General features: G+C 28.5%; 20 protein-coding genes and 1 pseudogene. 20 read left to right on the top strand and 1 reads right to left on the bottom strand.

Features of this window, described 5'->3' with window-relative positions:
* The first annotated feature begins 51 nt into the window (after positions 1-51).
* The 20 genes from KQI30_RS13360 to KQI30_RS13265 all read left to right on the top strand — a co-directional run bounded on the left by KQI30_RS13360 (position 52) and on the right by KQI30_RS13265 (position 19,708).
* Positions 52-3,027, top strand: a complete 2,976-nt coding sequence (locus tag KQI30_RS13360; protein ID WP_216463843.1) for an exonuclease domain-containing protein — start codon at positions 52-54, stop codon at positions 3,025-3,027.
* A gap of 3 nt (positions 3,028-3,030) precedes the next feature.
* On the top strand, positions 3,031-3,717 hold the full coding sequence (locus KQI30_RS13355; RefSeq protein ID WP_216463842.1) for a M48 family metallopeptidase: 687 nt from the start codon (positions 3,031-3,033) through the stop codon (positions 3,715-3,717).
* A 68-nt stretch (positions 3,718-3,785) separates the two neighbouring features.
* Positions 3,786-4,268: a deoxycytidylate deaminase gene (locus KQI30_RS13350; RefSeq protein WP_216463841.1), complete on the top strand. Its 483-nt coding sequence runs from the start codon at positions 3,786-3,788 to the stop codon at positions 4,266-4,268.
* Position 4,269: 1 nt separating this feature from the next.
* The gene (locus tag KQI30_RS13345; RefSeq protein WP_216463840.1) at positions 4,270-4,707 is read left to right on the top strand and encodes an ACT domain-containing protein; all 438 of its coding nucleotides are present in this window, start codon (positions 4,270-4,272) and stop codon (positions 4,705-4,707) included.
* A 52-nt stretch (positions 4,708-4,759) separates the two neighbouring features.
* On the top strand, positions 4,760-5,254 hold the full coding sequence (locus KQI30_RS13340) for a GNAT family N-acetyltransferase (protein ID WP_216463839.1): 495 nt from the start codon (positions 4,760-4,762) through the stop codon (positions 5,252-5,254).
* A 55-nt stretch (positions 5,255-5,309) separates the two neighbouring features.
* Positions 5,310-6,017, top strand: a complete 708-nt coding sequence (locus tag KQI30_RS13335; RefSeq protein WP_216463838.1) for an SPOR domain-containing protein — start codon at positions 5,310-5,312, stop codon at positions 6,015-6,017.
* A 115-nt stretch (positions 6,018-6,132) separates the two neighbouring features.
* The gene (locus KQI30_RS13330; RefSeq protein ID WP_216463837.1) at positions 6,133-6,396 is read left to right on the top strand and encodes a DUF4321 domain-containing protein; all 264 of its coding nucleotides are present in this window, start codon (positions 6,133-6,135) and stop codon (positions 6,394-6,396) included.
* Between the two features lie 9 nt (positions 6,397-6,405).
* Entirely contained in the window at positions 6,406-6,975 is a 570-nt protein-coding gene (locus KQI30_RS13325; RefSeq protein WP_216463836.1) for a Maf family protein, read from the top strand.
* Positions 6,976-6,983: 8 nt separating this feature from the next.
* Positions 6,984-7,664 carry a RadC family protein gene (radC, locus tag KQI30_RS13320; protein WP_216463835.1) on the top strand — a complete coding sequence of 227 codons (681 nt, stop codon included), beginning with the start codon at positions 6,984-6,986 and terminating at the stop codon, positions 7,662-7,664.
* A 25-nt stretch (positions 7,665-7,689) separates the two neighbouring features.
* Positions 7,690-8,691, top strand: a complete 1,002-nt coding sequence (locus tag KQI30_RS13315; RefSeq protein WP_216463834.1) for a rod shape-determining protein — start codon at positions 7,690-7,692, stop codon at positions 8,689-8,691.
* 21 nt (positions 8,692-8,712) lie between these two features.
* On the top strand, positions 8,713-9,645 hold the full coding sequence (gene mreC / locus KQI30_RS13310; RefSeq protein WP_216463833.1) for a rod shape-determining protein MreC: 933 nt from the start codon (positions 8,713-8,715) through the stop codon (positions 9,643-9,645).
* Entirely contained in the window at positions 9,645-10,136 is a 492-nt protein-coding gene (gene mreD, locus KQI30_RS13305; protein ID WP_216463832.1) for a rod shape-determining protein MreD, read from the top strand. The genes mreC and mreD overlap by 1 nt, the downstream gene beginning before the upstream one ends.
* 11 nt (positions 10,137-10,147) lie before the next feature.
* Positions 10,148-12,874: a penicillin-binding transpeptidase domain-containing protein gene (locus tag KQI30_RS13300; RefSeq protein WP_216463831.1), complete on the top strand. Its 2,727-nt coding sequence runs from the start codon at positions 10,148-10,150 to the stop codon at positions 12,872-12,874.
* 190 nt (positions 12,875-13,064) lie between these two features.
* A complete protein-coding gene (gene minC / locus KQI30_RS13295; protein WP_216463830.1) occupies positions 13,065-13,715 on the top strand; it encodes a septum site-determining protein MinC in 651 nt (216 codons plus the stop codon).
* Positions 13,716-13,728: 13 nt separating this feature from the next.
* Positions 13,729-14,523 carry a septum site-determining protein MinD gene (minD, locus tag KQI30_RS13290; RefSeq protein WP_216463829.1) on the top strand — a complete coding sequence of 265 codons (795 nt, stop codon included), beginning with the start codon at positions 13,729-13,731 and terminating at the stop codon, positions 14,521-14,523.
* A gap of 17 nt (positions 14,524-14,540) precedes the next feature.
* Complete coding sequence (minE, locus tag KQI30_RS13285; protein ID WP_044037918.1) at positions 14,541-14,804, top strand: cell division topological specificity factor MinE; 264 nt, start codon at positions 14,541-14,543, stop codon at positions 14,802-14,804.
* A 133-nt stretch (positions 14,805-14,937) separates the two neighbouring features.
* Positions 14,938-16,071, top strand: coding sequence for a rod shape-determining protein RodA (rodA, locus tag KQI30_RS13280; RefSeq protein ID WP_216463849.1), 1,134 nt, complete (start codon positions 14,938-14,940; stop codon positions 16,069-16,071).
* A 199-nt stretch (positions 16,072-16,270) separates the two neighbouring features.
* Positions 16,271-17,092 (top strand): site-2 protease family protein, encoded by an 822-nt coding sequence (locus KQI30_RS13275; protein ID WP_216463828.1) that lies wholly within the window; start codon positions 16,271-16,273, stop codon positions 17,090-17,092.
* A 68-nt stretch (positions 17,093-17,160) separates the two neighbouring features.
* Positions 17,161-19,029 (top strand): TIGR03960 family B12-binding radical SAM protein, encoded by a 1,869-nt coding sequence (locus KQI30_RS13270; protein WP_216463827.1) that lies wholly within the window; start codon positions 17,161-17,163, stop codon positions 19,027-19,029.
* Positions 18,998-19,708 carry a TIGR03936 family radical SAM-associated protein gene (locus tag KQI30_RS13265; RefSeq protein WP_216463826.1) on the top strand — a complete coding sequence of 237 codons (711 nt, stop codon included), beginning with the start codon at positions 18,998-19,000 and terminating at the stop codon, positions 19,706-19,708. The genes KQI30_RS13270 and KQI30_RS13265 overlap by 32 nt, the downstream gene beginning before the upstream one ends.
* 284 nt (positions 19,709-19,992) lie before the next feature.
* Here the strand turns inward: KQI30_RS13265 and KQI30_RS17690 are convergent.
* Positions 19,993-20,160, bottom strand: a pseudogene (locus KQI30_RS17690) (transposase); the annotation flags it as partial.

Below are 20,160 nucleotides of genomic sequence, written 5' to 3'. Positions count from 1 at the left end.
GAATATCCTTTGTTGTGATAAAATATAAGAAAAATTATTGAGGTAATTTTAATGAAAGGTACAATACAAGAAGTAGAATTAAAAAGCATATTGAAAAATGTTATATTTATGGATATAGAAACTACAGGATTAGATTCTAGCTTAAATGATACTGTAAAGCATAAAGGTGAAATAATAGAAATAGGAGCAGTTAAGGTCTTAGATGATAAGGTATATACTTATAAAACTCTTATTAGACCAGAAGGGTTTGTGCCTAAGTTTACTTTTCAATTATGTAGAGGACTAACTATGGATATGTTACTAGAGGCACCTAGTTTAGAGGAAGTAAAAGAGGAGTTTTTAGAGTTTATAGGAGATATGCCTTTAGTTTGCCATAATGCAGAGTTTGAAAAAGCTTTTTTGAAATATTATATAAAAGAAGATATAGATAAAAGTAATAAGTTTTTAGATTCTATGGAATTAGTAGCTATTTTATTTCCTTATTTCAAAGAATATAATTTAGATTATTTGATTAAATCAGTTACTACTATAGATAGAGATGAAATGCATAGAGGATTAGAAGATTCTATAGATACAATATATGTAGTAAATAGTATACTTATAAAATATTTTAATAGCACCTTAGATTATTTAGCAATATCAGCATGGTTTACTGAGAAGAATAGGTGGAGTTGGTGTGATTATTTAAATCCACCGGAAAATATTAATGAATACATGGAAAAAGTAAAATTAAAAGAAGATACTATAGTAGAAAAGTGGAGTAAGAGAGAGATTGACTATAAAAAATATGAGGAGTTATTAAAGGAAGGGGAAATATTTGATACACCTTCATTTAAGTATATATTCAGGGAAGGTCAATATAATTTAGCTAAACATGTTAGAAGAACACTAGAAAATAAAAAAATATCTATAATAGAAGCTCCTACGGGAATTGGAAAAAGCATAGGATATTTATTGCCAAGTATAGTATATTCATATTTAAATAATCAACGTGTATTTATTTCTTCATCCACTAAAGAATTACAAGATCAATTAATAGAAAAGGACATACCAAGATTAATATCTACTTTAGGATTAGAAAAAAAGATACATTATACGTGTATGAAAGGTAGAAGTAATTATTTATGCAATAAAAAGATAAAATCATATTTAGAAGATATTATAGAGCCAGATTTAGATGATATTCTTTCTATATTATTTGTAAGTAGATTAATGACGGTAAACGGAAATGTTGAAGAAATAAATTTTTGGGCACGAAAACATTTTAAAAAGTTAGAGTATCATTTAAATTTCTTAACAAGTGATGGTGAGACTTGTACAGGAAGAAAGTGTAATGAAGGTACTAATTGTTATTATTATTGCAAAATAAATGAGTTAGAAAATAGCAACATAGTAGTAATTAATCATTCTTTATTTTTAAAGTGGCCGTATCCAGAGATAAAAATAGATAACATAGTGTTAGATGAAGCACATAATTTAAATGATAATTGTTTTAAAGCTTTTACAGAAGAAGTAAGTAATTTTGAAATAATATCTCTTTTAAGAGAGATACATAATACTAGTAAAAATTATGGATTTTTAAAGGATTTTATAACAAAAAATAATTTATCTTTAGCAAATGTTGAATATGTAAAAGCTAAGATAGTAAAAGTATATGAAACAATTGATGAACTTATGGTTGCAATAAGAGATAGGTATTCATCAGTAGATAACTTTTGGGGGATAAATACTGTTTTTACATTTAAGGAATTTCAGTTTATTGTAAGTATTTTAGAAAATTTAATAATTCAATTAGACGAGATTTATATACGTATTGATGAAGTAGTTAAAGAAACTGATGCAAAAGAGCATCCACTTATTTTACTTAATAATAAGATAAAAGCATTTAAGGAAACTATAAATTTTGTTATTGGAGAGACTACAGATAGTTATTGTGCTATTATAGATATTTCAAAAGATTTATCAAAAATTACATTAAAAAAGGTGCCATTATCAGTAAATTATTTATTTAAAGAAGAAATTTTAGATAAGTGTACTAGTTTAGTAATGACATCAGCTACAATAAGAATCGATAGTACTTTAGATAATTTCAAAAATTCTTTAGGTATTTCTATGATTGATAAAGAAAGATTATTAGAAGATTTAATTGAAAAGCCAGTTTTTGATTATGAAAATAGAAGTGTGATTGCTATTCCAACGGATATCGAAAGATATTCGTATAATAGGGAAGAGGAATTTATAAGAAGTGTTAGTAATGTTATATTAAAGATTGCTAAAAATATTGGTGGTAATATTTTAGTACTATTTACATCAACTTCGAGGATGAAAAAAGTAAAAGAGAGTATTATTGAAGAATTAAATGATCTAGAGTATGATATTTTTGATAATAAGAAACAATGTAATAAGTTAAGAGATCCGTTAACTAAAGCAGTAGTTTTTGGATCTAGAGGTTTATTTGAAGGGGTAGATATACCAGGTGATGGTTTATTCACTGTGGTGATGGAGAAAATACCTAATATTCCTATGAGAGATCCGTTATATTCTTCTATTATGGAAAAGAAAAAGATAAATTACAATACATTAAATTATCCTCAAAGTATTATAAAGATGAAGCAGATATTTGGAAGACTACTTAGAAGTGTTTATGACTATGGTTATTTATTTGTATTAAGTAATTTAGAAGATGGAAATTCATATAGAACTAAAGAATACGAAAAAGATTTAGAAGGGCCTATTTTTTTAAGAAATAATTTAGATTATATTTTATATAAGATGAAAAAAGACAATGAAAGATGGAGAAGAGATAATCTTATTAAAGTTGTTTCAAAAGAGTGCAAAGGAGAAATGAAAGCTATAATTGAATCTAAAAAAGATGTAGAAAAAAGGTTAAAAGATTTTTATAAAGAAGAGTTTAATAAAAGAAATATTAGGTGTACTTTAGAAAGTGTAGTTTATGAAGGGGGAGAAGTTAAAAAGCTTGTTTTTAATTATCTTGGTAAGAAATTTACTACAAGCAATTTGAATTAACTTATGAATATTGATGGATATGAAATAAAAATAAAAAAAGAAAATAGAAAAACAATAAAAATATCTATAGAAGATAATTTTTTAGTTATAAAGTCGCCTAAATTTGTAAGTGACAATGAAATAGAAAAGGTGATTTTAAAAAACATAAGTAAAGTAAGAAGAATAATCAATAAAAAGGAAAGTCTTATTGATATTGGTGAGAAGTGCTTTTTAGAAAGTAACAATGCAATGATTTTAGGAAAGCATTATGAAGTAGAGGTTATTCATTGTAATAAAAATGCTGTTGAAGTTATTGATAATGTTATAATTATATATATAAAGAAAGATGATGAAAAATTAAAGATAAAGTTGTTGAAAGATTTTTATAAAAATAAATGTGCTTATATAATAACACCTATTTTTAATCAGTGTGTAGATAGTTTTCTAGGAAAAAATTATACCGATAAACCCAAAATAGAATACAAATTTTACAAAGGAAGATGGGGTGCTTATTATCCTAGAGAAAATAAAATAATACTTAATTGTAATTTGGTGAAATTAGATGAAGAGTACATTAGATATGTAATATTTCATGAGTTATCTCATATGAAGATACCTAATCATTCAAAAGAATTTTACAATGTATTTAACAGCGTTTATGATAAGGTAGAAGAAATGAAGATAAAAATAAAAAAATATACAATAAATTAATAAAAATTGTGTTTTAACTTCATTTATGAAATAATGTATGATAAATAAAAGTCCTGGGGGAGTACGTAGTGAATAAAAAAAGTTATGAAATAGTTAAAAGTAGTAATAAGGTAAGAGTGAGAAAAAGTTGGCATAATTATTTTATGAATTTAGCTCTTCTTGCAGCAGAAAGAAGCACTTGTGATAGAGCTAATGTAGGTGCAATTATAGTAAATAAAGAAAATAGGATAGTAGCTACTGGATATAATGGTTCTGTAGGAAATAAGACACCACATTGTGATGATATAGGTCATGTGATGAGAGATGGACATTGTATAGCAACTCAACATGCAGAACTTAATTGCCTTTGTTACTGTGCAAAAGAAGGTATAGCCGTTAAAGGATGTAGCATATATGTAACTCATTTTCCGTGTCTTAATTGCACTAAAGCATTAATTCAATCAGGAATTGACTGTGTATATTATTTAAATGATTATAGAATAGATGATTATGCAGTGGAATTATTAGAAATAAATAATGTGAAATATAAAAAGATTGCCTTGGAGGATTAGAATGAAAAGTAGATTTATAGTAGTGGATGAAAAGTTATTACCAGAGGTTTTACCTAAGGTTTTAAAAGTAAAAGAGATATTGACTTCTAAAAGTGCAAAGGATATATCGGAAGCCGTTAAGTTAGTAGGCATTAGCAGAAGCACATATTATAAATATAAAGATGGTGTATTTAAATTATCTGATGGTGCTATAATACAAAAAGCAACTATAGGAGTAACTGTTGGACATAAAAGAGGAACATTATCAAATGTTTTGGATATTATAGCCGAATGTGGAGGAAATATATTAACTATAAATCAAGATATTCCAATAAATAATACAGCAAATGTTACTATTACTATGGATATATCATCATTAAAGGCAGATTTATATGCATTACTTGAAACTTTAAAAGTAGAAAATAATATTTTAGGTGTTTCCCTAATAGCTATGGAGTAAGAAGGAATTTCTCATCATATAGAGAATATTGTATATAAAGGATGGTGAGAAAATGCTATGTGAAATATCAGAATTATATAATTACAATATATCAAAGGTATTGAAAGAAGATATACCATCTATATATGATTTTATAGTAAAAAATGATATTGATTTAAAATGTTATTTGACATCTAATTCTATTGAGGAAAAAATAAATGAGACATTATATTATAGAGGAGAGTTATTTTTAAAAATTGAAAATCAATATGAAGAGATTATTGGGATTATTAGAGGAAGAATAGATTTTGATTTTTATAATAGATTGTGGCTTTCTTTATTTAAAATTTCAGATGATATACCAGAAAAAATGAAAAAAAGAATTTTTAATGAATTTACAGAAAAGGTAAGTAAGGATTATAGCATATATAAAATAGAAATTGGTGTTTCCAGTGAAGATAATACATTATTTTTTCTAAAACGTTGCGGTTTTTCTGTTAGCAGGATATTGAAAGATTACTTTAGTTTTGAAGATAAAAATAAAAGTTTAATTATATTAAATAGATAAGAATAAATGTTCCACTCAATGAATATAGATTACTATATACATTGGGGGGGATAAAATGAGGTATTCTAAAGTAAAAGCAAAAAGAGCATCAAGAAAAGATATTATAGTAGTTACTTTCACATTAATGGTAATTTTTATAGGATCAACTTTATTTGCTACAGCTTTATTTAATGTTTTTCTTAAAGATAGTAGTGCATTTTCAAATAATATTAATGATGGTGAAACTACCATAACATCGGGTACTATAGATAGTGAAAATATAGCTAAAGAGGGTAGTACTACAACGTTTTATATTATTCAATGTGGAGTTTTTGGAATGAAAGAAAATGCAGATAAGGTAAATGGTGAGTTAAATTCGCAAGGAATGTCATTTATTTCTGAAGAAGATGGTCGGTATAAAGTTATTTATTCTATTTGCAATAGTGGAAATGAAGATGAAATTATCGCAATGATAGAATCTAAAGGTGTTGCGGTAGCGAAAATAAAAAAAGATGTTACATATTCAAATATTGCCAATGAGGAAATTGGTGAAATGATTAAAGGTCTTATAACTGTTGTAGATAAGCTTAAGGATAATTCAGTGTCTAGCGTAGAAATTAAGTCTTTAAAAAAATGGTGTAAAGAATTAGAACAATGCGACAAAAAAGAAGAGGGCTTTGATAAGGCAAATGAGTTGAAAAAATTTATAAATGAATTACCAGATGAGATAGATAAATCTAAAGTTGGTGAAATAAACAAAATGATATATCAATGTTTAGTATAGTAAAAAGGAGCTTTGCAATTAGTATTTTGCTTAATAGCTCCTTTTTTTATTTATCGTACTTGTTTAAAATTATTGTAAATGGTAAACTATATTAGATATGATGGGGGCGGGAAATTTGAGAGAGATAAAAAAGAATAAAATTGGACTTTTGTGTTTATTAATATTCATGGGAGCTATTTCTGGTACATTAGTTGGAGAAATATTAGGGTCAAAGTTTCAAGTGCTTTCTTTTATGGAGTCTACATATTCATTAGGTTTTTCAAAACCTTTATATTTGGATTTAGGCATTATTAAGCTTACTTTTTCATTGATTCTTGATATTAATATAATGACAATAATAGGGATAATTCTTGTGATTGTATTGTACAAAAGATTATAGGAGGTTTAAATGAAGATTATCTTAGCGTCATCATCTCCAAGAAGAGCAGAACTTATTAAAACAATAACAGATAAGGCAACTATATGTCCAAGTAACTTTGATGAATCATCTATAAAGTATGATGGCGATGTAGTTGAGTATATAAGTAAGCTATCTTATGGAAAAGCAAAGGAAGTAAGCGAAAGAGAAGAGGGAATAGTCATTGGATGTGACACTATAGTATTTTTTAAAGATAAGGTTCTAGAAAAACCTAAAGATAGAAATGAGGCAATAGAATTTTTAAAAAATTTAAGTGGAAATATTCATTATGTATATTCTGGATATACTGTTATAGATAAAAATAATAATTGTAGTAAGTTCAATTATTGTATTACCGCTGTAAAGTTTTATTCTTTATCAGAAGAAGAAATAGAAAAATATATAAGTACTGAAGAGTATATTGACAAAGCAGGCGGTTATGGAATACAAGGGAAAGGTGCTCTTCTTGTTGAGAAAATAGAAGGAGATTATTTCAATATTGTAGGATTGCCAATTAGTTTACTATACAGAGATCTTAGGGGCATGGGGGTAAATCTTTAGGAGGATAAATGAATTTAAGATTAAAAGATTTACCAAAACACAATAGACCAAGAGAAAGATTTAAAATGTACGGGGCACAAAACCTTACAGATATAGAACTTTTATCAATTTTATTAGGAAGTGGAATAAAAGATGATAATATAATAAATGTATCTATGAAGGTATTTTCAAAATCAAAGGGATTAAGAAATTTATTTGATATGACTTTAAATGAGCTTCAAGAGATAAAAGGAATAGGAGAGGTAAAATCAATACAAATCCTTGCACTGGGAGAGCTTATACGAAGATACACAATTGTAGATTATGAAGATAAAATTAGAATATCTAGTGCTATAGATTGTGTAAATATTATAAATAATGAGATGTCCCTATTGAATAAAGAGGTTTTAAAAATTATAATGTTAAATGTAAAAAATATTGTGATTGGAATAAGAGATATTTCTATAGGATCATTAAATTATTCTATAGTACATCCAAGAGAAGTTTTTCATGAAGCAATTAAAAATAGTAGTGCATCGATAATTATAGCGCATAATCATCCTAGTGGAGATCCAACACCTTCAAAGGAAGATATTAATATAACAAAAAGGTTAAAGGAGTGTGGAGAACTCTTAGGAATTAAGGTATTAGATCATATAATTATTGGGAAGAATGCCTATGTAAGTTTGAAAGAAAAAGGAATACTTTAATGTATAAATGGAAGGAGCAATAGTAATGGGTTTATTTGGTATGACAAAAGATATGGGAATTGATTTAGGAACAGCTAACACATTAGTATATGTAAAAGGTAAGGGTATAGTTTTAAATGAACCTTCAGTAGTAGCAATTAATACTAACAGTAAAGCTGTGCTTGCAGTAGGAAATGAAGCAAAACAAATGATAGGTAGAACACCAGGAAGTATTGTAGCAATAAGACCATTAAAAGATGGAGTTATAGCAGATTTTGATGTCACTGAAAGAATGCTTAGAATGTTTATTGAAAAAGTGTGTCCAAAGGGTGCATTTACTTCACCAAGAGTAATGGTATGTTTCCCATCTGGAATAACAGCAGTAGAAAAGAGAGCCATTGAAGAAGCTACAAAGCAAGCAGGAGCAAGAGAAGTAAAATTATTAGAAGAGCCTATGGCAGCAGCTATAGGAGCAGGTCTTGCAACTGATGAACCAAGAGGATCTATGGTTGTAGATATTGGTGGTGGTACTACAGAAGTTGCTATAATATCTTTAGATGGTATTGTAACAGCAAAATCACTTAGAACAGCTGGAGATGATTTAGATAAAGCTATAATAAACTATATTAAGAGAGCTTATAACTTAATGATAGGAGAAAGAACAGCAGAAACTGTTAAAATTACTTTAGGATCTGCTTATAAAATTTCAGAAGTAGATGAAACTATGGAGATAAGAGGAAGAGATTTATTAACAGGACTTCCAAAGGTAGTTGAAATTGGAGAAACTGAAATAAGAGAAGCTTTAAGTGAACCAGTAAGTGCTATAATAGATGCTATTAAGACAACTCTTGAAAAAACTCCACCTGAACTGGCAGCAGACATAATGGATAGAGGAATTATGTTAACTGGTGGTGGTGCTTTACTAAGAGGTATAGATAAACTAATTAACGAAGAAACTCATATGCCAGTAAACATTGCTGAAAATCCCCTTGATTGTGTAGCTTTAGGAGCAGGAAAAGCACTAGCTCACTTTGATAAATTGAGATAGGAAACTATATCAAGGTAAAATATGAAAAAGTTTTTAAGAAATAAACTGACAGTTGTTATAATTATACTGTCAGTTGCCTTTTTAAGTTTAATAACATATAGTGCTAAAACACAAAATAATAATGTAGTGGCAAACTCAGTGGGCAGTGGAAGCGGAAAAATTGGGGGATTTTTCTATACAGTTGGCAGTGAAATAAAAGGATTTTTTAGTAATATATTTTATGCTTCTTCGATAAAAAGTGAAAACGAAGAACTTCAATTAAAAAATACAGATTTAGAAAAAAAAGCAGTTGCATATGATAATTTAATAAAAGAAAATGAAGAGCTTAGAAAAATGTTAGAGTTTAAAGAAACTCGTGGAGAATATGACTATGTAGGAGCTGATATTACAGGTTCATCTACAGAAGGATGGTTACAAAGCTTTATAATAAATAAAGGTAGTGATGATGGAATAAAAGAAGGGGTAGTAGCGTTATCTCCTAATGGTTCTTTAGTAGGTGTAATCAAAAATGTAAGCAAAAGCTGGTCAGAAATCGAAACAGTAACATCACCTAACGTTTCTATAGCATGTTATATTTCAAAAATTACAGCAGAAGTTAATGATTCTGATAATAAGGATAGTGAAGATAATAAGGATGAACAAAGTACTAATGATGCACCAAATGGTGTTTTAAAAGGAATTAGTACAAACAAGCAAACAGATCCAAAGGCTGTAATTAATTATATACCTATACAAAGTGATGTTAAAAAGGATGATTTAGTTTTAACTTCTGGACTTGGGAAATTATACCCTAAAGATATTGTTATTGGAAAAGTATCAGAAGTTAAGGAAGAAACAGGGAAAGGAATGAAAGTAGCAACAATAGTTCCAAATGTTGATTTTGATAAATTAAATGGAGTTTTGATTGTTATACCAAAAGATGGTGTTAGTGTGGATGGAGAGGTGAAGTATTAATGAAAAGAATACTCACCCTATTACTACTGTTAATAGGATTATTTATATTAGATAATTCTGTAGTGCCCTTATTTTCTATTGGAGGTTATTGTCCTAGTTTGATATTAGTGTTTATACTTGGATATTCAATGCTTATAGATCCTATTGATGCTATATTTTTAGGTATTGCATCAGGGCTAATTCAGGATGTATATTTTCATGGAGTATTAGGTGTTAATGGATTTTTAAATATGGGTGCATGTGTTATATGTTCAGTTATCGGGACAAAAATATTCAGAGAGAAAAGGTTATTTCCTGTAATAATTACATTTTTCTTAAGTGCCTTAAAATACTCTATAGTGTTTATAGTTATGTATTCATTAGGAGAAAAATATAATTATTTAAACATTATTTTCGGTTCTCTTTATAATATGATAATAGCCATAATTGCTTATGGTTGGATATATAATTTATCTCAAAAAAGCTTTATGGTTAGGGACTGGGAGTTTTAGGAGTTGATATATTGAACAATAAAAACAAAAGAAGAAAAACGGTAACAAAAAAATCGTTTATAGGTGAATTTACAAGATATTCAGCATTAAAGTTATCAGTAATGGCGATAATTGTTTATGTAGGTATAGGGTTATTAAATATACAAATATTTAATCACAGTTATTATAGTGAAAGTGCAAAATCAGGTTCCCATAGATTTGTTGAAGAACAAGCACCAAGGGGAAATATATATGATAAAAATGGAACAGTAATAGCCTATGATATTCAAAATTTTGCCCTTACTTTTACAGAAGCTACAGAAAGTACTGAGAAGTTTTATGATACGATGGAGAAAGTTTTTAAGGTTTTAAAAGAAAATGAACTAGATATAGATGATGACTTTCCTATAAAACTTAATGGTGATAAGTACGAGTTTAAATTTAATGCGATAGATGAAGAGGGTAAAAAACTTCAAGAGAAGCAATTTAAAATAGATATTAGCTTAGTAGATTATTTAGCTGGAGAAATGTTTGAAGGATCTTCTTATTCAAAGTTAGAAAAGAAAGAAGCTAAAGCTGTTATTAAAGAGGCAGAAAAGTACACAGCAGAAGATACATATAATTTTTTACTATCAGATAAAAAATTTAGTATACCTACAGGTGTATATTCCAAAGAAGATGAAAGACGAATGGTAGTTGTAAAAAATTCATTACAGCTTCAAGGTTATTCAGGATATAAGCCTATAACAATAGCGTCTACTCTTGATAGAGAGATAGCTTTTACTTTTGAACAGATGCTTGATGAACTGCCAGGTATAAATGTTGAAACTAAACCACAAAGATATTATCCTTATGGGAAAATGGGTGCAGCCTTTATAGGGTATGTATCAAAAGTTAATGATGATGAAAAGAATGTAGAAAAAGGATATGACGCTAGTACAGATATAAAAGGTGCATCAGGGATAGAGGCAGCATATGAGGATAGGTTAAGGGGATCTAAGGGAGCATCTATTGTAGAAGTTAACAGATTTGGAAGACCGATTTCGGAATTAGCTAAAAGAGAAGCATATCAAGGTCAAAATGTGCATTTGACGGTAGATTGGAAAGTACAAGAAGCTGCAGAAAATTCTTTAGCAAAAAATATGACAGAACCAAGAACATTATTAAGTGGTACTGTTATAAATCCTCCTGATAGAGGAGCAGTAGTAGCATTAGATGTTAAGAGCGGTGGTGTGATTGCTATGGTATCACAACCTACTTTTGACCCTAATGATTTTGCAGCGGTTAATGGACTTAGTACAGAAAAATATAATGAATATTATGGTTTTGATAATGAGTTTTATGAAAAGTTAGCTAAAGAAAAAGGATGGGATACTAAGACTATCTCAACAAATGATAAGAGCAACCCTTTAAATGGTAAAAATATGTTTGAAGCACTTTTTCCTAAAAATGAAAATGGGCAAAGAGAAGATATTAAAGACTTAGTTCCTAAACCTACAATTAATTATGCTACACAATCACTTATTCCTCCTGGATCGATTTTTAAGACATTTACAGCATATGCTGGATTTGCAGAAGGGGTTGTAGATAAAAGCACTACAGTTTTTGATGGAGGCTATTATGAAGATGGAGAGGGATTTAAAACTACATTCCCTGAGGATCCTCAAGCTGGTAATGCAGATGTGGAGTTGGCACTCGAAAAATCTTCAAATCCATACTTTATGGAAGTATCCAAAAGATTATATCAGAAGTTTTCTGATGAAAAAAATAGAGAAACATCAGGTGTTAAGTACAAAGAGAACGGTATTGCTGCATATTCGTGGAAATTTGGACTTGGTGCAGATCCAGAAGATAAAAATGCAATAACATCTACAGGGATTGAAATAAGTGAAAATTTTGGTCAGGTATATAATCATTACTCTTGGATAAATACTCAATCAAAGCTTATGTATATATCATTAGCAGGTAGATTAAAAGCAGGAGAATATACAGGACGAACAAAATACAGCTTTATACCAATTAATTTAAGTATAAATGAAGACTCAGATAGTGAAGAGGTTAAATCGTTAAAGTTAAAGATAAAATCTATTATTTTAGATGGATTATGTAATGGAAGTTATGATAATAAAGCATTAGAAGAAAATATAAGGCTTTTAAATGATAAGGATCCAGAATATAATGGAAGAAAACCTAGCGACGATGATTATAAAATTTTGCTAGATTTTATTAGGGATCAGATAAAATATGAAGGATACAACCAATTTGTTGCAAAGTATCATTCATACAATGCTTCAATAGGTCAAGGGGCTACAAATGTTACACCACTTCAAATAGCTTCAGCTTATGCTACGTATCTAAATGGAGGTACTAGATATAAAGTACATTTATTAGATAAAGTAACAGATGTGGATGGAAATGTAGTATCTGAATATGAACCTGAAGTTATTGATAAGATGGATATTGATCCTAATATATCTAAAAGTATAAATGCAGGATTAGAAAGGGTTATTTATAATTCATCATCATTTAATAGCTTGTTTAGTAAATTGCCAGTTAGAGTTGGTGGAAAAACAGGAACAGCTACTTTTGATAATGAACAATTAGCATATGGAAGAGAAGCATATGGATGGTTTGTAACTTATGCTCCTGCAGAAGATCCTGAAATTGTTGTTGTATCAGTAACTTTCAATGGACATTTTGGTAAAAATAATGCTGAAATTAATTATGAAGTGATGAAAGCGTATTTTGAAAATAAGTAATAACAAAAAAACTATCTACAATTGTAGATAGTTTTTTTAAAATTTAATCTTCTGTAGCAATTTATATTTTGATATAATTATTATGAAAATAACTTAATATAAAAAATATGTAATATAAAACAAGAATATTTTTAAAAAAAGAAGGAAAATTTGGTGCAATTGTTGAATTATATAATGATGCAATTTCTAAATGGAGGTGTTTCTGATTTCAAGGAAAATTACTTTAAAGGGAAATAAAGATGGATTAAATGCTATAATTGATATGAGTAGATTTGCAAGTTTTGATGAAATGATGACAAATTTAGTTGCAAGATTAAACAAGGGGAAGAGATTTTTTAAAGGAAGCACTCTAATTATAACATCACAACTTAGGTATTTTAGTGAATCAGAAATGAGAAGTTTTAAAAATACACTTTTTTCTGAATTTGAGATAAAGGATTGTATATTTAGGGATAGTGAAGAAAATACTAGTAATACTAAGGTTTTTCAAGGAATAAAAGAAGGAAAAACTAAATTTATAAGAAACACTATCCGTAGTGGTCAAATAGTAAGGTTTGATGGAAATCTTATTATTATAGGAGATATTAATCCAGGGGCAGAAGTATATGCAACGGGGAATATTGTAGTTTTAGGAATTTTACGTGGTGATGTGCATGCTGGTAGCAATGGAAATAAAGAAGCAATAATAGCAGCATTTTCATTACAACCTAAAATTATTCAGATAGCAAATATGATTACAAGATCTCCAGATGATGTGATGAAACCTAATTATCCGGAAGTAGCTAAAATCAAAGGAAATTTCATTATAGTTGAGCCATATTCACCAAATAAATTCATATAGTGGAGGTTTTTTTATGGGAGAAGCAATTGTTATAACATCAGGTAAAGGTGGGGTTGGAAAAACAACTACAACTGCAAATATTGGAACTGCGCTGGCAAGTTTAGGAAAATCAGTGGTGGTTGTTGATGGAGATACAGGACTTAGAAATCTAGATGTATTAATGGGGCTTGAAAATAGAATTGTTTATACATTATTGGACGTTATTGAAGGAAAATGTAGATTAAAGCAAGCTCTTATTAAAGATAAAAGATTTGAGAATTTAGCATTATTACCTACTGCTCAAACTAGAAATAAAGAAGATATAAATATGGAGCAGATGATTTCGTTAATTGGTGAATTAAAGAAAATGTATGACTTTATATTAATAGATTGTCCAGCAGGGATAGAACAAGGTTTTGAAAATTCTATTGCAGCTGCTGATAAGGCTTTAATTGTAGTTAATCCAGAAGTTACTTCAGTGAGAGATGCAGATAGAGTTATTGGAAAATTAGATGCAAAGGGCATAGAAGATCATAAGCTTATAATTAATAGAATGAATCCAACTATGGCTGCAAGTGGTGATATGCTTAATGTAAATGATATTGTAGAAATTTTAGCAGTTAAGTTAATAGGTGTTGTTCCAGATGATAAGGGAATCACAGTTTCTACAAATAAAGGGGAACCTATAGTTTTAGAAGATGGCGCTATAAGTGGAAAAGCATTTAAGAATATTGCTAAAAGAATACTTGGAGAAGAAGTTCCATTTTTAGAACTTAAAGCAGAAGAAAAAGGATTTTTGGCTTCGATAAAGAAAATCTTTTCAAAATAAGTTGAGGGGGTGGAGATATGGACTTTTTTAAATTTTTTACAGAGAAGCAAGCACCTAAGGATGTAGCTAAGGAAAGATTGAAATTAATTTTAATTCATGATAGACAGGATTTAAGTCCAACTATACTAGAGAAAATGAAGAATGAGATATTAGAAGTTATATCTAAATATGTAGAGATAGATAATGCAGATGTAGATGTGAAGCTAACTACTGATAATAATATGGATGGATGTGGTCCAGCACTAATAGCTAATATACCTATTAAAAAACTTAAAGAATAGTTACCTTATGTAGCTATTCTTTAAGTTTTTTTGTGTTAAATATAATTCCTATATGATATAATAAAATAGTTATGTAATATTTACAAATGATTATTGAGGTGAAAAAATGAGAAAAGGTTCTAAGATTGATAGGATGGTATCTGATCTTAAAATAAATAGAAAGTTGTTAGCTGAAGTAGATTTTACTATATTAATGATATCAATTGTTATTGTTATTTTCGGAGTGCTTAATATATATTCTGCTACATATAACAAGACATTAAATGGAGCAACTATTGGATTTGAATATGCAAAGTTACAATTAATGTGGCTTGTAATAGGACTTATAGCTATCTATTTTATTTTAACTATTGATTACTCTTTTTTTAGAAATTATGCATATGTTTTTTATGGTGCCTCTATTGTACTTTTACTTATAAACAAAGTAGCAGGTAGTGTTAGTAAAGGAGCAAATTCATGGATACAAATAGGGTCTAGAGCAATACAGCCTTCTGAATTTGCAAAGCTTGCAATAATAATCATAGTAGCAAAAAAAGTTGAAGACATGGATGGTAAAATTGATTCATTTAAAAAGCTATTTATAATTTTTATATATGCAATGATTCCTACATCATTAGTTATAATTCAGCCAGATATGGGTATGACAATGGTAATATTCTTTACTGTACTTGGAATGGTTATAGTAGGAAAATTAGATTGGAAGATTATTGGTGGAGGATTTTTAGCTTTATTTGTTGCTATTGCAGTAGTATGGAATAGTGGACTTATAGAAGATTATCAAAAAAATCGTATAATAACTGTATTTAATCCAGCGAGAGATCCGTTAGGTGATGGTTATCACGTAATACAAGCCAAAATAGCTATAGGATCTGGAGGACTTACTGGAAGTGGATATATGAATGGAAGTCAAACTAAAGGTGGTTTTATTCCAGAAGCTTGGACGGATTTCATTTTTTCTGTAGTTGGTGAAGAGTGGGGACTTCTTGGTTCAATGGGACTTTTGGCATTGTATGGAATTATGATTTTTAGGATGATTAATATAGCCAGAGAGTCAAAAGATGTTTTTGGATCGATATTGGTAGCTGGTGTTACAGGTTCTATGTTATTCTCAATTTTAGAGAATGCAGGAATGAATGTTGGACTAATGCCGATAACAGGGATAACGCTTCCGTTTATGAGTTATGGAGGTAGTTCTATGCTAGTTTACTTTATGAGTTTAGCTTTAGTGCTAAATGTAGGAATGAGACGTAAGAAGATTAACTTCTAAAATAAAAAAGCTATCACAGTGGAGAAGATATTTTTCACATAGTGGTAGCTTTTATAATGATATTAGAAAGAATTTTTAAAGAAGGAATTGAGTGATAAACAATTCCTTCTTTATTTTTTAGAATACTACATATACATGAAGAAATATAAATATATTTAAATAGATAGCTTAAAGTCTAATCTTGTTACGGGGTGATACGATGATAAAAATAAATAAGCGATTTTTTATTTATATAATTATAATTGTAATAGCCACAAGAAGTTTAAGTATATTATATTCATTTTTATTTATAATGATTCATGAGATAGCACATTTAGTAGCTGCAATAGCTTTTAAATACAGGGGATATACTATAGAAATAGACATATTAGGTGCTAAGTTACATTACAAGGATATGGAGGATATGTCGGTAAAAGAAGATGTTATTATTTCTTTAGCTGGTCCAATTATTAATATTATTATGGGAATAATATTTTTTTTATTAAACTTATATGAAGAAATGGTGATTAATTATATCTTAGGTTTTTTTAATCTTATACCAGCTTTACCATTAGATGGGGGGCGTATTTTAAAGAAGATTTTAACTAGAAGATATTTATATAAGAAGGCTAATATTATTGTAATTTATACAAGTATATTTATAGGGATGTTTTTCTTAATAACAGCAATTATCGTAGGGATAAAGTTTAAGTTTAATGTAAGTCTAATTTTAATTAGCATATTAATAATATATTGTGCTTATATAGAGAAAAAAACAATAGTATATGTAGTTATGGGGGATTTGATGAGAAAAAGAGAACGTTTTTTTAAAAAGGGATATATAGAAAGTATAGTAATTTCAATTTCATATAATAAGTCATTACTTAGTGTATTAACTTTAATTGACAAGGGTAAATACACTTTATTTTATATTCTAGATGATAGCATGAATATTATTAGGGTTATATCAGAAGAAGAAGTGTTAAAGGGAACGAAAGAATATGGAGATATAACAATAAAGGAATATATTAATTTATCTTAGAATTTAATTACATTGATAAAGAATATTCCCTGTGTTAGAATAAATGTACGTAGCGAAGGAGGAGTAAAATGAATAGAATAAATGATGATATTCTTTATAGAGTTGAGAAACCAGCTAGGTATATTGGAGGAGAGTTCAACTCTTATAATAAAAACATAAAAGATATTGATATTAGATTTGCTTTTTGTTTTCCTGATGTATACGAAGTTGGTATGTCGCATTTAGGAATGAAGATTCTTTATTATACATTAAATCAAAGAGAAGATACTTTTTGTGAAAGAGTATTTGCACCTTGGAGTGATATGGAAGCTTTAATGAGAGAAAATGATATTCCATTATTCACATTAGAAACAAAAGATCCAATAAATGAATTTGATTTTATAGCATTTACATTACAATATGAAATGAGTTATACAAATATACTAAATATGTTGAATTTAGGTGGAGTCACTATAAGAGCTTCTGAAAGAGGAGAAGATGAACCTATAGTGATAATGGGAGGACCATGTTCTACTAATCCAGAAACTTTATATGATATAGCAGATATTTTTTCACTAGGGGAAGGAGAAGATCACCTAAATGAAATAATTGACTGTTATAAAAAATGTAAGGCAAAGGGAATGAGTAAAAAGGAATTCTTAAGAGAAGCTTCGCATATAGAAAGTACTTATGTTCCATCGCTTTATGAAGTAAGTTATAATGATGACAATACAATAAAAGAATTTAAACCTAAGTATGAAGATGTTCCTAAAACCGTTAAAAGAAGAGTTATTGATAATTACAATGATGTATTATATCCTGATAAGTTAATAGTTCCATATACAGAAATTGTACATGATAGAATAATGTTAGAAACTATGAGGGGTTGTACAAGAGGATGTAGATTCTGTCAAGCAGGTATGATTTATAGACCTGTAAGAGAAAAGAATACAGAAACATTAATGAAACAGGCAGATAAATTATTAAAGTCAACTGGATATGATGAAATTTCATTAACATCATTATCAATTTGTGACTACTCTGATGTTAAAAATCTAGTTTTAAATATGGTTGAAAAATATAAAGATGATAAGATAAGTGTTTCGCTGCCATCACTTAGAATAGACTCTTTTTCAGTTGATCTTATAAATGAAATACAAAAGGTAAGAAAAACAGGTCTTACATTTGCTCCTGAAGCAGGAAGTCAAAGAATGAGAGATGTTATAAATAAAGGTGTTAATGAGGAAGATTTATTAACATCAGTTTCTGATGCGTTTAAAAATGGTTGGAGTACTATAAAGTTATACTTTATGGTGGGATTACCATATGAAACTGTAGAAGATGTAAAGGGAATTGCTCATCTTGGTGAGAAGGTAGTGGATGAATATTATAAAATCCCTAAAAATGAAAGAAATAGAGGGCTTAAAGTTACAATTTCAACATCTATTTTTGTACCAAAACCATTTACACCATTCCAATGGGCTCCAATGGACAACTTAGAAAATGTAAGAGAAAAGATTTCTGCATTAAGAGGAGAAATAAAAAGCAGAGCTATTTCATATAATTGGCATGAAACGCTTGTAAGTTATATGGAAGCGGTTATTGCAAGAGGAGATAGAAGAATTTGTGATGTTATAATAAAAGCATATGAAAAAGGTGCTAGATTAGATGGATGGTCTGAATTCTTCAATTATGATATATGGATGGATGCGTTTAAAGAATGTGATATAGATCCAGATTTCTATGTTCACAGAGAACGTTCTTATGAAGAAATATTACCATGGGACTTCGTTGAAATTGGAGTTACTAAGGAGTTCTTAAAAAGAGAAAATGAAAAGGCTAAAAAAGCTTCATTAACACCAGATTGTAGATTAGGATGTACAGGATGTGGAGTTAACAGAAAGGCATTTGCGAAGGGAGAGTGCTTTGAAGGTGCGTTATTTAATAAAGTTTACTAAAGAAAGCAATATTAAGTTTATTTCTCATTTAGATTTAATGAGAACAATTCATAGAACTGTTAGAAGAAGTGGAATAAAAGCAAAGTATTCAAAAGGATTTAACCCTCACATGATAATGTCAATTGCACAACCATTATCAGTTGGAGTATATTCTGAATCTGAATACTTAGATATTGAGTTAGATGAAGTAATTTCTGAAAAAAATGTTATTGATAAATTAAATTTAGCTGCTCCAAGTGGAATTAAATTTCTTGATGCTAAAATGATTATTGAGAAAGAAAATACTAAGAAGCCACCAACAGCTATGGCAGCAGTTGAAGGAGCAAAATATATTATAAAGATAAAGTATGACAATGATGCTGCATTAAAAAGTGAATTGCAAAATTTATATTTAAAGGAAAATTGGCAAACAATAAAGAAAAGCAAAAAAGGTGAAAAAGTTGTAGATATAAAACCTATGATTAAGGAATTCGAATACAATGTTGAAAATAATCTACTGACTATAGTAACTACTGTATCATGTGGGTCTAAAGAAAATCTTTCAGCAGATCTTTTAGGTAATTTTATAAAAGAGAATACATCAAATGCAATAAAAGATGCTTTTGTAGATATTAAAAGAGAAGAACTATATGGTATGAAAAATAATAAATTAGTTCCATTAAATAAAGCAATAGTTTAAAAACATAAAAAATATACTTATGTTGCAGCTTTATATTCAAAGAAATTTCTATAAAAGCTGTTACTAGTGCAGTAAAAATATAAGAGCTATTGCTAGCGAAATTTAATCGTTATTGCAATAGCTTTTTTATGATAGTGTAAAGTTTGCTATGAAAAAATAATATAACAAAAAACACTATCTTTTTGAAAATTTAAAGTAGTAAATTACAGAAATAATTTAAATTTGAGCATGACAAAAAGACCTTTAATGAAGGCAAAAAAATTTATATTTGGTTATATAATCCGTTAGGAAGCATTTTTTTCTTGGATATCTAAAATAGCTTGCTGTCCTAACCTGATTAATATTTGCCATTTGGCAGGCATATTATCGATACCATCAAGAGCTTCAAGTTCATTAAGTGGTTTCCAATAGTTATATGGATGAGGTCTTAGAAAGTTATAATATGCGACCCA

It is taken from the genome of Clostridium bornimense, assembly GCF_018917145.1.
In the GTDB taxonomy this organism is placed as follows: Bacteria; Bacillota; Clostridia; order Clostridiales; family Clostridiaceae; genus Clostridium_AN; species Clostridium_AN bornimense_A.
Note: the sequence above shows the minus strand (reverse complement) of the source record. Positions and strands in the feature narration are given on the sequence as shown.

Bases quoted from the DNA above. Each gene is read 5' to 3' on its own strand.
- mreC (WP_216463833.1), top strand. From the start codon at position 8,713: ATGAAAAAGTTTTTAAGAAATAAACTGACAGTTGTTATAATTATACTG.
- mreD (WP_216463832.1), top strand. From the start codon at position 9,645: ATGAAAAGAATACTCACCCTATTACTACTGTTAATAGGATTATTTATA.
- KQI30_RS13275 (WP_216463828.1), top strand. From the start codon at position 16,271: ATGATAAAAATAAATAAGCGATTTTTTATTTATATAATTATAATTGTA.
- KQI30_RS13360 (WP_216463843.1), top strand. From the start codon at position 52: ATGAAAGGTACAATACAAGAAGTAGAATTAAAAAGCATATTGAAAAAT.
- radC (WP_216463835.1), top strand. From the start codon at position 6,984: ATGAATTTAAGATTAAAAGATTTACCAAAACACAATAGACCAAGAGAA.
- KQI30_RS13325 (WP_216463836.1), top strand. From the start codon at position 6,406: ATGAAGATTATCTTAGCGTCATCATCTCCAAGAAGAGCAGAACTTATT.
- KQI30_RS13315 (WP_216463834.1), top strand. From the start codon at position 7,690: ATGGGTTTATTTGGTATGACAAAAGATATGGGAATTGATTTAGGAACA.
- minC (WP_216463830.1), top strand. From the start codon at position 13,065: ATGGAGGTGTTTCTGATTTCAAGGAAAATTACTTTAAAGGGAAATAAA.
- rodA (WP_216463849.1), top strand. From the start codon at position 14,938: ATGGTATCTGATCTTAAAATAAATAGAAAGTTGTTAGCTGAAGTAGAT.
- KQI30_RS13335 (WP_216463838.1), top strand. From the start codon at position 5,310: ATGAGGTATTCTAAAGTAAAAGCAAAAAGAGCATCAAGAAAAGATATT.
- KQI30_RS13355 (WP_216463842.1), top strand. From the start codon at position 3,031: ATGAATATTGATGGATATGAAATAAAAATAAAAAAAGAAAATAGAAAA.
- KQI30_RS13340 (WP_216463839.1), top strand. From the start codon at position 4,760: ATGCTATGTGAAATATCAGAATTATATAATTACAATATATCAAAGGTA.
- KQI30_RS13270 (WP_216463827.1), top strand. From the start codon at position 17,161: ATGAATAGAATAAATGATGATATTCTTTATAGAGTTGAGAAACCAGCT.
- KQI30_RS13345 (WP_216463840.1), top strand. From the start codon at position 4,270: ATGAAAAGTAGATTTATAGTAGTGGATGAAAAGTTATTACCAGAGGTT.
- minE (WP_044037918.1), top strand. From the start codon at position 14,541: ATGGACTTTTTTAAATTTTTTACAGAGAAGCAAGCACCTAAGGATGTA.
- minD (WP_216463829.1), top strand. From the start codon at position 13,729: ATGGGAGAAGCAATTGTTATAACATCAGGTAAAGGTGGGGTTGGAAAA.